Origin of the sequence: Streptomyces sp. LMG1-1-1.1, from assembly GCF_040815545.1 — a bacterium.
Lineage (GTDB): Bacteria > Actinomycetota > Actinomycetes > Streptomycetales > Streptomycetaceae > Streptomyces.
In genome coordinates, this window is sequence record NZ_JBFPNH010000065.1 from 87,449 (window position 1) to 100,591 (window position 13,143).

General features: G+C 72.0%; 13 protein-coding genes. 9 read left to right on the forward strand and 4 right to left on the reverse strand.

Annotated elements, in window-relative coordinates:
• The first annotated feature begins 185 nt into the window (after window positions 1-185).
• Both MRBLMG1_RS31475 and purU read left to right on the forward strand, forming a co-directional pair.
• A complete protein-coding gene (locus MRBLMG1_RS31475) occupies window positions 186-629 on the forward strand; it encodes an SCO4402 family protein (protein WP_367827567.1) in 444 nt (147 codons plus the stop codon).
• A gap of 138 nt (window positions 630-767) precedes the next feature.
• Entirely contained in the window at window positions 768-1,619 is an 852-nt protein-coding gene (gene purU, locus MRBLMG1_RS31480; protein ID WP_367827568.1) for a formyltetrahydrofolate deformylase, read from the forward strand.
• Window positions 1,620-1,742: 123 nt separating this feature from the next.
• Here purU and MRBLMG1_RS31485 read toward each other — a convergent pair whose 3' ends face one another.
• Together MRBLMG1_RS31485 and MRBLMG1_RS31490 are read right to left on the reverse strand one after the other, a co-directional pair.
• Complete coding sequence (locus tag MRBLMG1_RS31485) at window positions 1,743-3,080, reverse strand: maleylpyruvate isomerase N-terminal domain-containing protein (protein ID WP_367827569.1); 1,338 nt, start codon at window positions 3,078-3,080, stop codon at window positions 1,743-1,745.
• Complete coding sequence (locus MRBLMG1_RS31490; protein WP_367827570.1) at window positions 3,077-3,658, reverse strand: sigma-70 family RNA polymerase sigma factor; 582 nt, start codon at window positions 3,656-3,658, stop codon at window positions 3,077-3,079. Before MRBLMG1_RS31490 ends, MRBLMG1_RS31485 begins: the two co-directional genes overlap by 4 nt.
• A 179-nt stretch (window positions 3,659-3,837) precedes the next feature.
• On the opposite strand from MRBLMG1_RS31490, the gene MRBLMG1_RS31495 reads away from it, so the two are divergent.
• Window positions 3,838-4,245 carry an STAS domain-containing protein gene (locus tag MRBLMG1_RS31495; RefSeq protein WP_367827571.1) on the forward strand — a complete coding sequence of 136 codons (408 nt, stop codon included), beginning with the start codon at window positions 3,838-3,840 and terminating at the stop codon, window positions 4,243-4,245.
• Here the strand turns inward: MRBLMG1_RS31495 and MRBLMG1_RS31500 are convergent.
• Window positions 4,214-5,725: a class I adenylate-forming enzyme family protein gene (locus MRBLMG1_RS31500; RefSeq protein ID WP_367827572.1), complete on the reverse strand. Its 1,512-nt coding sequence runs from the start codon at window positions 5,723-5,725 to the stop codon at window positions 4,214-4,216. The two genes, MRBLMG1_RS31495 and MRBLMG1_RS31500, sit on opposite strands and share 32 nt — an antisense overlap.
• Before the next feature lie 158 nt (window positions 5,726-5,883).
• Between MRBLMG1_RS31500 and MRBLMG1_RS31505 the strand changes: the two genes are divergently transcribed.
• The 4 genes from MRBLMG1_RS31505 to MRBLMG1_RS31520 all read left to right on the forward strand — a co-directional run bounded on the left by MRBLMG1_RS31505 (window position 5,884) and on the right by MRBLMG1_RS31520 (window position 9,899).
• Window positions 5,884-7,095, forward strand: coding sequence for an amidohydrolase family protein (locus MRBLMG1_RS31505; RefSeq protein WP_367827573.1), 1,212 nt, complete (start codon window positions 5,884-5,886; stop codon window positions 7,093-7,095).
• Window positions 7,095-8,228, forward strand: coding sequence for an acyl-CoA dehydrogenase family protein (locus MRBLMG1_RS31510; protein ID WP_367827574.1), 1,134 nt, complete (start codon window positions 7,095-7,097; stop codon window positions 8,226-8,228). The genes MRBLMG1_RS31505 and MRBLMG1_RS31510 overlap by 1 nt, the downstream gene beginning before the upstream one ends.
• Before the next feature lie 8 nt (window positions 8,229-8,236).
• The gene (locus tag MRBLMG1_RS31515; RefSeq protein ID WP_367827575.1) at window positions 8,237-9,100 is read left to right on the forward strand and encodes an acyl-CoA dehydrogenase family protein; all 864 of its coding nucleotides are present in this window, start codon (window positions 8,237-8,239) and stop codon (window positions 9,098-9,100) included.
• A gap of 355 nt (window positions 9,101-9,455) precedes the next feature.
• The gene (locus tag MRBLMG1_RS31520) at window positions 9,456-9,899 is read left to right on the forward strand and encodes an ATP-binding protein (protein ID WP_367827576.1); all 444 of its coding nucleotides are present in this window, start codon (window positions 9,456-9,458) and stop codon (window positions 9,897-9,899) included.
• Between the two features lie 156 nt (window positions 9,900-10,055).
• On the opposite strand, the gene MRBLMG1_RS31525 is transcribed toward MRBLMG1_RS31520, so the two are convergent.
• Entirely contained in the window at window positions 10,056-10,982 is a 927-nt protein-coding gene (locus MRBLMG1_RS31525) for a cyclase family protein (protein ID WP_367827577.1), read from the reverse strand.
• A gap of 101 nt (window positions 10,983-11,083) precedes the next feature.
• On the opposite strand from MRBLMG1_RS31525, the gene MRBLMG1_RS31530 reads away from it, so the two are divergent.
• Entirely contained in the window at window positions 11,084-12,046 is a 963-nt protein-coding gene (locus MRBLMG1_RS31530) for an SDR family oxidoreductase (RefSeq protein ID WP_367827578.1), read from the forward strand.
• On the forward strand, window positions 12,043-13,092 hold the full coding sequence (locus MRBLMG1_RS31535; RefSeq protein WP_367827579.1) for a Zn-dependent alcohol dehydrogenase: 1,050 nt from the start codon (window positions 12,043-12,045) through the stop codon (window positions 13,090-13,092). The genes MRBLMG1_RS31530 and MRBLMG1_RS31535 overlap by 4 nt, the downstream gene beginning before the upstream one ends.
• The last annotated feature ends 51 nt before the right edge of the window (window positions 13,093-13,143 follow it).

Sequence of the window (13,143 nt, forward strand, 5' to 3'; positions counted from 1 at the left end):
CTCACGGGTAACGCGGGAGTGAGCACGGTTCAACGATGGGTGACGTGAAGGTGAATTACGGGGGTCAGGCCGGAATGAGGAGGGGGTGAGTCCGCTTATGCCGCAAGGGAACGTACGATCGAAACGTGTCCAGTCCAGTCTCCGGTTCGGTTAACTCTTCCCGTCGCGGCCGTCGCTCCTCCACCATGGGCGACATGCCGCTCAACGACATGCCGTGGTGGCGCTGGCGCATCAACGTGCGCTCGGCGCTGCACATGCTCTCCGACCCCGGGTTCCACGAGACGACCTGGCTGGCCGGCCTCGACGGGTACGGCGACGTCACCGACGCCGTCTACCGCCTGGTCGAGGACACCTGGCTCGACAACTGGTCCGCCGAGAAATACGTCGGCGCCGTCTTCCGGGACACCGGCGAGGCCGCCCTCGTCGACGTCGCCGTCCTCCGGGTCCTCCGGATCATGCACCAGGTCGGCCCCGACGCCCCCGTCTCCGCCTACCTCGAACACCACGGCTGGCCCGAAGCCGTACGCGCCGCCCGCGAGGCACACGTACGGATGGCACAGGCCGACGGCGAGGACCCCGACGCGCCCCCGCGCACCCTCGACGTCCTCCGCATCATGACCCGCTCCTGACCCGCTGCCGTCCGGCTCGCGCACCGCTCGCGCCCCGGCTCGCGCACCGCCCGCGCGGTGCTCGCGAACCGTCCGCGAACCGTTCCGCCTGACGGACACCGGGTCACCCGGCGCACCCCGGTGTGGCAGGCTGCCGGAATGACCGATCAGTACGTCCTCACCCTCTCGTGCCCCGACAAGCAGGGCATCGTGCACGCCGTGTCGAGCTACCTCTTCATCACCGGGTGCAACATCGAGGACAGCCAGCAGTTCGGAGACCGGGACACAGGGCTCTTCTTCATGCGCGTCCACTTCTCCGCCGAGGCGCCGGTGAACGTGGACAAGCTGCGGGCCAGCTTCGCGGCGGTCGGCGACGCCTACGAGATGGACTGGCAGATCAACCGCGCCGACCAGCCCATGCGGGTCGTGCTCATGGTCTCCAAGTTCGGGCACTGCCTGAACGACCTGCTGTTCCGCTCCCGCATCGGCGCGCTGCCCGTCGAGATCGTCGCCGTCGTCTCCAACCACACCGACTTCGAGGAACTCGTCGGCTCCTACGGGCTGCCCTTCCGGCACATCCCCGTCACCAAGGACACCAAGGCCGCCGCCGAAGCCGAGCTCCTCGAACTCGTCCGCGAACAGAACGTCGAGCTCGTCGTCCTCGCCCGCTACATGCAGGTGCTCTCCGACGACCTCTGCAAGCAGCTGTCCGGCCGGATCATCAACATCCACCACTCCTTCCTCCCCAGCTTCAAGGGCGCCAAGCCGTACCACCAGGCCCACGCCCGCGGCGTCAAGCTCATCGGTGCCACCGCGCACTACGTCACCGCCGACCTCGACGAAGGCCCGATCATCGAGCAGGAAGTCGAGCGCGTCGGCCACGAAGTCACTCCCGACCAGCTCGTCGCCGTCGGGCGCGACGTCGAATGCCAGGCGCTCGCCCGCGCCGTCAAATGGCACGCCGAACGCCGCATCCTCCTCAACGGCCGCCGCACCGTCGTCTTCGCCTGACCGCCCCGGGCCCGGGTCGGCACCGCCCCCAGCGGGACGTTGCCCACGACGAGGGGCGGCACGGCTGGGTTGTCCGCGACGGGCGGCGGGCGACGGGCGGCGGGCGGCGGGTGGTGGGTGGGGTTAGAGGCGGCTGAGGGAGGCGGCGGCGGAGAGGACGTCGCGGATGGCTTCGCGGTCGCCGTCTTGGCCGGCCGCGGCTTCGTCGGGGGAGATGTGGCCGGCGACGAGCTGGCAGAACTCGACGCCGTCCATGGCGACCTGGGCGACGGCTTGGTCGGGGGAGCCGATGGCGGCGGGGGAGTCGAGGGGGATGTACCAGTGGCCACCGCCGGCGCCCTCGACTTCGAGGTGGAGGGAACGGCCGGGCGTGCCCGCGGCGACGAGGTGGCGGGCCGGCGAGGCGAGGCCGGTGCGGCGGCGGGCGGCGAGGGCCGCGGGGAGGAGCCGGGCGGCGAGGTCGATCATGCCGTGGAGGTGGGCGCCGCTGGGCGGGGCGTACGGGTAGGCGATCGCGTTGGCGATGTCGTCCGCGTGGACCCAGCACTCGAAGGCCCGCTCCAGGAGCGAGTCGCGCAGCGGCAGCGCGAAGTCCTTGTACGTGACGGTGAGGTCGGCGACGCCCCGCCCCGCGAAGGAGACCGTGCGGATCAGGGTGTGGCTCTGCTCACGCCAGGGGTCGCGCAGCGCCCGGTTCGGCGGCCGGTCGAGCCCCGACCAGAACGCCTCGGTGCGTTCGGCCGGCGACAGTTCGGGCACGCCGGTGCCGAGCGGGTCGTCCAGGCCCAGCGCGGCCGTCACCAGGCCGTCGACGGCGAGGAGGTGGCCGATGACACCGGCGACGGTGGCCTTGCGGCGCACGACGCGGTTCTCCTCGTACCACTTGAGCCGTACCGGCGCGTGCCACTCGGACTCGCCGATGTCCCGGAGGAGCGCGTCGAGGCGGGCGGTCTCGGCGTCGTACGGGGTGACCCAGGCGGGGACGGGGATGCGGGCGGGCCGGCGGCCGAGGCAGTTCTCCAGGACCCGGGAGCGGAGCAGCGGGTCGAGGTCGAGGTCGCGGTCCTCGTGGAGCAGCGCGACCGCGTCGCGGAGCCGCAGTGCCTCGTCGGCGCAGGGCGCGCACGCGGTGAGGTGGTCCTCGACGGCCCTGGTCTCGCCGCCGGAGCACGCCGAGAGCGCCCACGCCCCGAGGAGGGACTTGAGCACCGCGTGGCTCAGGACGGGCACCTCGGGCTCTGGCTCGCCCCCATAGCTCTCAGGCCCAAGCCCAGGCTCGGCCCCGGGCCCGGCCCCGGCCTCGACCCCGTGTCGCTCGGGCTCGTCCGCGTCGCGTTCGGGTGTGCTCGGCCACGCGGGCGGGGGTGTGTCGAGGTCGGCGTGGTCGTCGGCGGCCTGTCGGGGGGCGGGTATCCAGGGGGTGCGGGCGGGGTCGGCCGAGTCGCCGGTCGCGTCGCTCACAGCGCAGGTCCGTAGCCGGGTGGGGAGGAGCCGCCGTGGGGGCGGGTGTTGGCGGTGGAGAGCAGTTGGAGGCCGAGGCGGAGGCGTCGGCGGGCCTCGTCGTCGGTGACGCCGAGGTCGGCGGCGGTCTGGCGGTAGTCGCGCCGCTGGAAGTAGGCGAGTTCGAGGGCGGCCCGCAGTGGGGCCGGCATGGAGGTCACGATGTAGTCGGCGCGGGCCGCGACGTTGGCCCGGCGGACTTTCTGTTCGAGTTCCTCGGCGGAGCCGAGTCCCGTCTCCGCGTACGCCGTGGCTTCGGCCTGCCGCAGCCGGTGGACGGCCTGTCGTTGGGTGAGCCGGGCGACCCAGGAGCGCATGTTGCCCTGCTTGGGGTCGTAGGCGTCGGGGTTCTCCCAGATGTAGCCGAAGACCTCGCGGGTGACCTGGTCGGCGGCGTCGTCGTCGTCGAGGACGCGGTGGGCGAGGTTGTGCACCAGGGCGGCGAAGCGGTCGTAGAGCTCGCCGAGCGCGGCGGCCTCCCCGCGCGCGAGCCGCTGCTGCATCTTGCGGTCCCAGCGCAGTGGTGTGTCCGTCGCCATCCGGCCCTCCGCCCCTCCCGGTCTCCGGTCCCGTCCTTCCCCGTCCAAAGTAGTGCGCGGCACGGCCGGCGTACGCCTGTTTGCCGCAAGTGCGCCCTTGACGCCGGTGTGGATGGTAAGGAACGCGTCATCCCCGGCTCCCGGGGTTTCGGCCCGTGCCGGTGGGGCAGGCGGCGACCGTGACAGCGATCGAGGTCGACGAGGACGTGTACGGCTCCTGGACTGTTCTGCGGGTCCGGGGAGAACTGGACCTGGTCACCTCCCCCCGGATACGCCGCAGCGTCCACGACGCCGTGGCGGGCGGCCGGCACGACCTGGTGGTCGACCTGTCGGGGGTGCGGTTCTGCGACTCGAGCGGTGTCGGCGTCCTCATCGCGGCCCGCCGCCTGCTCCGCTCGTGCGGCGGCCGGCTGCGCCTGATCCTCCCCGGGCGCGCCGGGAAGGACGGGCTGGGGGAGGAGTGGGCCGGGGACGGTCACGGTCACGTCGACCGGGTGCTGTCCGCGCTCGGTGTGCGGCGCCTCTTCGAGGTGTACGAGGACGTGCCGGAGGCGCTCACCGGGGTGCCGGGCCAAAGCGTTCTCTGAGCCGGTACTTGAGCACCTTGCGCAGGGTCTCGTTGCGGGGGAGCGCGTCCATCAGTTCCAGCTGTTCCGGCAGTTTGTGGACGGAGAGGCCGGCCTCCCGCAGGAAGGCCGTCACCGCGGGCAGGGTCAGCGGGGCGGCGCCCGGGGGCTGCTCGACGACGGCGCAGACGCGTTCGCCGCGTTCGGCGTCGGGGAGGCCTATGACGGCCGCGTCGCCGACGTCCGGGTGGCGGTGGAGGAGGTCCTCGATCTCCTTGGCCGAGATGTTCTCTCCCTTCCGGATGATGATGTCCTTGATCCGGCCGGTGAGGACGAGGTGGCCGGTCGGGGTGAGGTGCCCGACGTCGCCGGTGATGAGGAAGCCGTCCTCGTCGAAGGCGGCGGCCGTCTGCGCCGGGTCCAGGTAGCCGCGGCAGACGGCTTCGCCGCGGAGCCGGACCTCGCCGTCGCCGGTGATGCGGATCTCCATGCCGGCGGGCGGGCGGCCCTCGGTGGTGGCGAGGTTCTCGGCGGTGTCGTCGGGCGCGCCCATGGTGATCATGGGGACCTCGGTCATGCCGTATCCGTGGGTGAGCTGGCAGCCGAGTTCCTTCCGTACGGCGTGGTAGATCTCGGGCGGTTTGGGCGCGCCGCCGCCCGCGAGCAGCCGGAGGGTGGGGATGACGGGCTTGTCGGGCTGCTTGCGCTGTTCGGCGAGGAACATGGAGTAGAAGGCGGTGGAGCCGCCGGCGACGGTCACGCCGTGCCGGTTGTACTCGTCGAGGGCGTCGGGCAGCGCGAACTGTTCGAACATGACGGCGGGGAACCCGTAGAGGAGCAGCATCACCGTGTAGTCGGGTCCGGCGATGTGCGCGTAGGGGAAGGCCATCGAGCCGACGTCCGTGTCGGTGAGCTCGAGGGCGTGGGCGAGGCAGGAGCCGCCGGCGAGGAGCGAGCGGTCGGTGTGGAGGACGCCCTTGGGGTCGGAGGTGGTGCCGGAGGTCCAGTAGATCCAGCGGACGTCGGTCCCCGACGAGGGCGGTGGGGGCAGGACGGCCGGGTCGCCGTCCGGGAGGTCCTCGTAGGCTTCGAGGATCCCGTGCGCGCCGAGTCGCCGGGCCATCTCCGTGTGGTCGAATCCGCGCCAGACTCCGGGGACGGCGAAGTGTTCGGCGCGTGACGCGCGCAGGGCGAAGCCGACCTCCTTGTCCCGGTAGAAGGGGATCACCGGCGTCTGTACGGCTCCGATGCGGGCGAGCGCGAAGGAGAGCACCGCCGTCTCGATGCGGGTGGGCAGCTGCCAGGCGACGACCGTCCCGGGCCGCACGCCCTTCTCGTACAGTCCGGCGGCGCACCGCTCGGCCCGGTCGCGCAGACCGCCGAAGGTGAGGACGCGGTCGCCCTGGAGCAGGACGGGCCGGTCGGGAGTGAGTGCGGCGCGGCGTTCGACGAGCTCCCAGAGCGTGCGGGACTCGCCCAGGGCGTGTGCGGTCTCGTTCATCCCGTACTCCTCTTGGCTGACGTTCCGTCAGATAGTCCGGTGAGCGTAGAGGTCCGACGCTTGTCGGTCCAGGGGTGCGGGGCTAGCCTGATCCCGTCAGATCTGACGGGTCATCAGAAACGGGCCGGGAGCGGTCCGCCCAATCCGGGAGAGGCTCCATGACGGAACTGCCCCGCATCATCAGCGTCGACGACCACGTGATCGAGCCGGCCCACCTCTTCGAGACCTGGCTCCCGAAGAAGTACCGCGACCGCGGCCCCCGGCCGCTCACCGCCGGCATCGGCGAGCTCGCCTACGTCGCCGGCAAGTACCAGATCACGATGGACCCGGAAGGCCCGCCCACCGACTGGTGGATCTACGAGGACCTCAAGTTCCCGTACAAGCGCAACATCGCCGCCGTCGGCTTCGACCGCGACGACATGACGCTGGAGGGCATCACCAGGGAGGAGATGCGCCGCGGCTGCTGGGACCCGGCCGCTCGCCTGAAGGACATGGACCTCAACCACGTCGAGGCCTCCCTCTGCTTCCCCACCTTCCCCCGCTTCTGCGGCCAGACCTTCGCCGAGGCGCACGACAAGGAGGTCGCCCTCGCCTGCGTCCGCGCCTACAACGACTGGATGGTCGAGGAATGGTGCGGGGACAGCGGGGGCCGGCTGATCCCGCTCTGCATCATCCCGCTGTGGGACATCGACCTCGCCGTCGCCGAGATCCGGCGCAACGCCGCCCGCGGCGTCAAGGCCGTCACCTTCTCCGAGATCCCCACCCACCTCGGACTCCCCTCCATCCACTCCGGCTACTGGGACCCCTTCTTCGCCGTCTGCCAGGAGACCGGCACGGTCGTCAACATGCACATCGGCTCCAGCAGCCAGATGCCCGCCGCTTCCCCCGACGCCCCGCCCGCCGTCCAGGCCAGCCTCAGCTTCAACAACGCCATGGCCTCGATGATGGACTTCCTCTTCAGCGGGGTGCTGGTGAAGTTCCCGCGGCTGAAGCTCGCCTACAGCGAGGGCCAGATGGGCTGGATCCCGTACGCCCTCGAACGCGCCGACGACGTGTGGGAGGAGCACCGCGCCTGGGGTGGCGTGAGGGACCTCGTCCCCGAGCCGCCGTCCACGTACTACTACCGGCAGATCTTCTGCTGCTTCTTCCGCGACAAGCACGGCATCGCCTCGCTCGACGTCGTCGGCCGCGACAACGCCACCTTCGAGACCGACTACCCGCACGTCGACTCGACCTTCCCGCACACCAAGGCGGTCGCCCTCGACCACGTCCAGGGCCTCGACGACGAGACGGTCTACAAACTCATGCGCGGCAACGCCATCCGCATGCTCGACCTGGACTTCGACCGGGGCGTCCGGGGCGTCGTCTGATGGACCTCGCGTACAGCGCGGAGGAGGAGGAGTTCCGGGCTCGGCTGAGGGCATGGCTCGCGGTCGTCCTGCCCACGTTGCCGCCGAGGCCCGACCCGCTCGACTGGCCGGCCCGGCGCGCGTACGACTGCGGCTGGCAGCGCAGGCTCCACGACGCCGGATACGCCGACGTCCACTGGGACGCGTCACCGACCCACCGGCTGATCTTCCTGGAGGAGACCGAGCTCGCCGGAGCGCCCTACGTCGGCGCCAACTTCGTCGGGCTGCTCCACGCCGGCCCGACGATCGCCGCCGAGGGCACGGCCGCCCAGCGGGACCGCTGGCTGCCGCCGGTCCTGCGCGGCGACGAGGTCTGGTGCCAGGGCTTCAGCGAGCCCGACGCCGGCTCCGACCTGGCCTCGCTCCGCACGCGGGCGGTCCGGGACGGCGACGAGTACGTCGTCAGCGGGCAGAAGATCTGGACCTCGCACGCCGAGGTCGCCGACTGGTGCGAACTCCTCGTGCGCACCGACCCGGCGGCCCCCAAGCACCGGGGCATCAGCTGGCTCGCCATGCCCATGGACGCGCCCGGCGTCACCGTACGGCCGCTGCGGACCCTCGCCGGATCCACCGAGTTCGCCGAGATGTTCCTCGACGAGGTGCGGATACCCGTCGGCAACCGGGTGGGGGACGAGAACGACGGCTGGCGCGTCACCATGGTGACCCTCTCCTTCGAGCGCGGCACCGCGTTCGTCGGGGAAGTCGTCGCCTGCCGCCGCCTCCTCGGCGAACTCGCCCGTACGGCACGGGAGAACGGCACCTGGGACGACCCCGTCCTGCGGCGGCGGCTCGGGAGGCTCTCCGCCGAGTTCCAGGCGCTGTGGCGGCTCACCCAGGCGAACGTCAGCGAGGCGCAGGCGACCGGCGGGGTCCCGGGCGCCGGCGGGTCCGTCTTCAAGCTGCACTACTCGCACGCCCGCCAGGAGCTGTACGAGGCCGCCGCGACGGTCCTGGGCCCGGACGCGCTGGACCTCGGGCACGACTGGACCCTCGACCGGCTGTCCTCGCTCTCGTACACCATCGCCGCCGGCACCTCCCAGATCCAGCGCAACATCGTCGCCGAGCGCATCCTCGGCCTGCCGAAGGGACGGTGACCCCCGCCATGGACTTCCGACTCACCGAGGACCAGCGGGCCCTGCGGAAGGGCGTACGGGAGCTGCTCGCGCGGCGCTTCGACCGGGAGGCGCTGCGGGCCGCCGTGGACTCCGGGGGCCTCGACCGGGAGTTGTGGCGGGAGCTCGGCGCGGCCGGGTTCTTCGCGCTGCGGCTGCCGGAGGAGGAGGGCGGGGTGGGGCTCGGACTCCCGGAGGCGGTGCTCGTCTTCGAGGAGGCCGGCCGGGTGCTGCTGCCGGGCCCGCTGGTCGCCACGCACCTGGCGGCGGGGGTGGTGCCGGGGGCGGCGGAGGGGGAAGCCGTGGTCACCGCGGCGGACGGGGGCCTGGTCCCTTGGCTGGACGAAGCCGACGTGGTGCGGGGGGACGCGGAAGACGCCGTACCGGTGCGATCGGTGGACCCGCTGACGCCTCTGCACCGGGTGCGGGAGGTCACGTCGACGGACGACCGGCTCGTGGCCGCTCTGCTCACCGCGGCCGAGCAGGTCGGCAGTGCCGGGCGGACCACCGACGCGGCTGTTTCCCACGCGCGGGAGCGGGAGCAGTTCGGGCAGGTCATCGGGGGGTTCCAGGCGGTGAAGCACCTGTGCGCCGGGATGCTCGTGCGGACCGAGCTGGCGCGGGCGGCCGTGTGGGCGGCCGCGGTCACGGGGGATCCCGTCGAGATCGCGGGGGCGAAGTTGCTGGCCGACGGGGCGGCGACGGGCAACGCCCGCGACTGCCTCCAGGTGCACGGTGGCATGGGCTTCACCTGGGAGGCGGACGTGCACCTGCACCTCAAGCGGGCCTGGGTGCGGGCGCAGCTGTGGCTGCCCGCGGCGCGCGCCGAGGAGGTGGTGGCGGCCCATCTGTAGCGCTGCGCGTTCGGGAGGTGACGGAATGTCGATACCGGGTTGTGTCCTTCGTCGGGACCGTCACGGCCCGGAGTCGGCCTCCGGCTCCGGTACTCTCCGTGGGATGCGAGTGCTCGTCGGCCCGGATCGTCCCGGTGTCGCCCCTGGGGCGGCCCCGTGTCCGGGAATGCCCGCCGCTCGCGCCCGGCGTTCGACTACCCGCAGCGTGCGTCGCACAGTATGGACCATGCGTACTCCTTCGCGCTGGAATATGCCCGAAGCGCTTGTTGCGGTGACTGTACGTCAACCATGCTGTCCCACAAGGGAATCACGTTCCGTGAAGGTGTGTTGTCCGCCGGTTCGGATGGTGTGAGCGGTGCAGGTGCTTCAGGTGCAGTTGGAGGTCGGGCCCGACCCGGCCGAGGTGGGGCGAGCCCGGAGGTGGGCGCGTTCGCGGCTCGCCGGATCGGGCATAGGGGATGACGAACCGCTGGCCGACACGTTGGTCCTGCTCATCTCCGAGCTCGTGACCAACGCCGTGGTGCACACGGGATGCCCGGCGGTGCTGCGGATGCTGTTCGCGGCGGAGGGCGGGGTGCGGGTCGAGGTCGCCGACACGAGCGGCTGCCCGCCGCGTCCCCGGCACGCGCAGGGCGACGACACCAACGGGCGCGGCCTGGAGCTGGTGGACGGCCTCGCGGACCGGTGGGGCTGGCAGCCGGAGGGCGCCGGCAAGAGCATCTGGTGCGAGGTGGACCGGGCCCCGGTGGCCCCGTCGCACGGGCAGGCCGTGGTGTCGCACGGACGGGTGCGCTGTTGACGGTTCGTGGCGTTTTGCCCACTCTGGTGTGAGCGATTCGTGGCGAGGGGAGCCGAGGGCCGTGTGCCCTCGGCGTGTGCGGGTCGTGGTCGGGTGGCGGCGTCCGTGCCGTGCTCGGGGCGCGCGCGAGTGCGCCGCCGCCCGTGGCCTCGTGGTTCAGAGGATGGCGACCGGTGCCACCGGCGTGCCCGTACCGCCGACGAAGGGTTCCGGCATGGCGGAGAGCAGGAAGGCGTAGCGCCGTTCTTGTGCACAGGCTGTGGACAGAGCTTCGAGGTTCCAGTTCTGCCCCTGGAGCATCCCCATCTCGACCAGGTCGAGTGCGTGCACGGGCAGCCACAGGTCGTCGATCTCCGGCGGGAAGATCTCGAAGGTGAGCGTGTCGTTGGCGACGGCCGCGACGTCCCGGGCGTGGAACCACTCCGGCGTACGGATCGAGAGGCCCGGTGACGGGAAGGCGTATCCGTGCTTGTCCCCGGCCAGGTACGCCCGTATCTGACCCGTCCGTACGAGCACGATGTCGCCGGCCCGGACCGTGACGCCGCCGAAGTCGGCCGCCTCGTCGAGGTCCTCCGGGGTGACGGCGTGGTCGCCGGGCAGCCGGTCGACGCCCTTCGCCGCGGCGACGTCCAGGAGGACCCCGCGGCTCACGAGGTGCCGGGCGGTGTGGATGCCGCTGAACTCGGCGCGGCCGTGCGGGGTGATGGTGTCGGCGGGCCGGCCGTTGTAGATGCGGCCCGAGTGCGAGGCGTGGGTCAGGGCGTCCCAGTGGGTGCCGGCCTGGAGGCCCAGGGTCACGGCGTCGTCGCTGGTGGCGACGGTGCCGGGGCCGAAGAGCTCCTGGTTGACCTGGACCATGACGTGCAGCGGGTTCACCCGGCCGGGGATCATCCCGGTCTGCACGCCGTCCTGCTTCAGGTCGACGGCGAGGGGGACGCGGTGGCCGGTGCGGACGGTGGCGACGGCCTCGCGCACCACCTCGTCCGTGACGAGGTTGAGGGTGCCGATCTCGTCGTCCCGGCCCCATCGGCCCCAGTTGTTGACGCGCTTGGCGATCTCGTGAAATGCGGCGGGGAGAGACATCGGGGCCTCCGGGGTCTTGTTTTCCGGTATCTGACGGACCGTAGAATCCTGACGACTGACGAATCTAACGGACCGTCAGAAAATGCGGGAAGGGGCCGGGCGTGGGGAACTTCTTGGCTGGCAAGGTCGTCGCGGTGACGGGCGCGGGGCGGGGCATCGGCCGCGCCGTCGCCCTCGCGTGCGCGGCGGAGGGCGCGAAGGTCGTCGTCAACGACTACGGGGTGTCGATCGAGGGCGGCGAACCGACCTCCGAGATCGCCCTCGCCGTCGTGAAGGAGATCGAGGCCGCGGGCGGCTCGGCCGTGGCCGTCGCCGACGACATCTCGACGATGGCGGGCGGGCAGCGGATCGTGGACGTCGCCCTCGCCGAGTACGGGCGCGTCGACGGCGTCGTCTGCGTCGCCGGCATCCTCCGCGAACGGATGCTCTTCAACATGTCCGAGGAGGAGTGGGACCCCGTCGTCGCCACCCACCTCAAAGGCACCTTCACCGTCTTCCGCGCCGCGTCGGCCGTCATGCGCAAGCAGGGCACGGGCACGCTGATCGGGTTCACCAGCGGCAACCACCAGGGATCCGTCGCCCAGGCCAACTACGCGGCCGCCAAGGGCGGGATCATCTCCCTCGTCCGCTCCGCGGCGCTCGGCCTCCACAAGTACGGCGTCACCGCGAACGCCGTCGCACCGGTCGCCCGTACCCGCATGTCCGCCAACGTCCCCATGGAGCTCAAGGAGATCGGCGAGCCCGAGGACGTGGCCGCGCTCGTCGTCTACCTCCTCTCCGAGCGCGCCCGCGCCGAGAAGATCACCGGCCAGGTCTACACGATCGCCGGCCCCAAGATCGCCGTCTGGGCCCAGCCGCGCGAACTGCGCGCCGGCTACGCCGAAGGCGCCGCCTGGACCCCCGAACGCATCGCCGACTTCCTTCCCGGGACCGTCGGCACCGACCCCATGCCGATGCTCGCCCGGCTGGAGGAGATGGCGCGCGCCGCCGCCGCGGGCGACCGTCCCAACGCCGGAGCCGCCGCGGGCGACCGTCCCAACGCCGGAAAGGAGAACGGGTCATGAGGGGCGTCGTGTTCGACGGGAAGGCGGTGCGGGTCGTCGACGACCTGGAGGTGCGGGACCCCGGGCCGGGCGAGGTACTGGTCGGGATCGCGGCGGCGGGGCTCTGCCACAGCGATCTTTCGGTGCTGGACGGGACGATCCCGTTCCCGCCGCCGGTGGTCCTCGGCCACGAGGGCGCGGGGGTCGTGGAGGCCGTGGGGGCCGGGGTGACGCACGTCGTGCCCGGGGACCACGTGGCCCTGTCCACGCTGGCGAACTGCGGGGCGTGCGCGGACTGCGACCGGGGGCGGCCGACGATGTGCCGGAAGGCGATCGGGATGCCGGGGCAGCCGTTCTCGTGGGACGGGAGGCCGGTGTACCAGTTCGCGTCGAACTCGTCGTTCGCGGAGCGGACGGTGGTCAAGGCGGTCCAGGCGGTGAGGATCCCCAAGGACATCCCGCTGACGTCCGCCGCGCTGATGGGGTGCGGCGTCCTCACCGGCGTCGGGGCGGTGCTGAACCGGGCGAAGGTCGGCCGGGGCGAGACGGTCGTCGTCATCGGCACCGGCGGGATCGGGCTCAACGTGCTCCAGGGCGCCCGGCTCGCGGGGGCCCTGACGATCGTGGCCGTCGACACCAACCCGGAGAAGGAGGCCGTGGCACGGCGGTTCGGCGCCACCCACTTCCTCGCCTCCGCGGACGGCGTCCGGGAGGTCCTGCCCACCGGCGCCGACCACGTCTTCGAGTGCGTCGGGCACACCGGCCTCGTCCGTACCGCCGTCGACCTGCTCGACCGCCACGGCCAGGCGATCCTCCTCGGCATGACCGCGCCCAAGGCGGAGGCGACGTTCCTGCCCGCCGCCATGTTCCTCGACAAGTCGATCCTGGGCTGCCGCTACGGCTCCTCCCGCCCGCAGAAGGACATCGCCCTCTACGCGGAGCTGTACCGGACGGGCGGCCTCCTCCTCGACGAGCTCGTCACCGCCACCTACCCCGTCGAGGACTTCGAGCGGGCGGTGGAGGACGCGGAGCAGGGGAAGGTGGCCAGGGGCGTGCTCACGTTCTGACGGGTCCGCCGGAAACGCGCTGGGCCCCAGGGTCGGACAGCCGTCACGGTC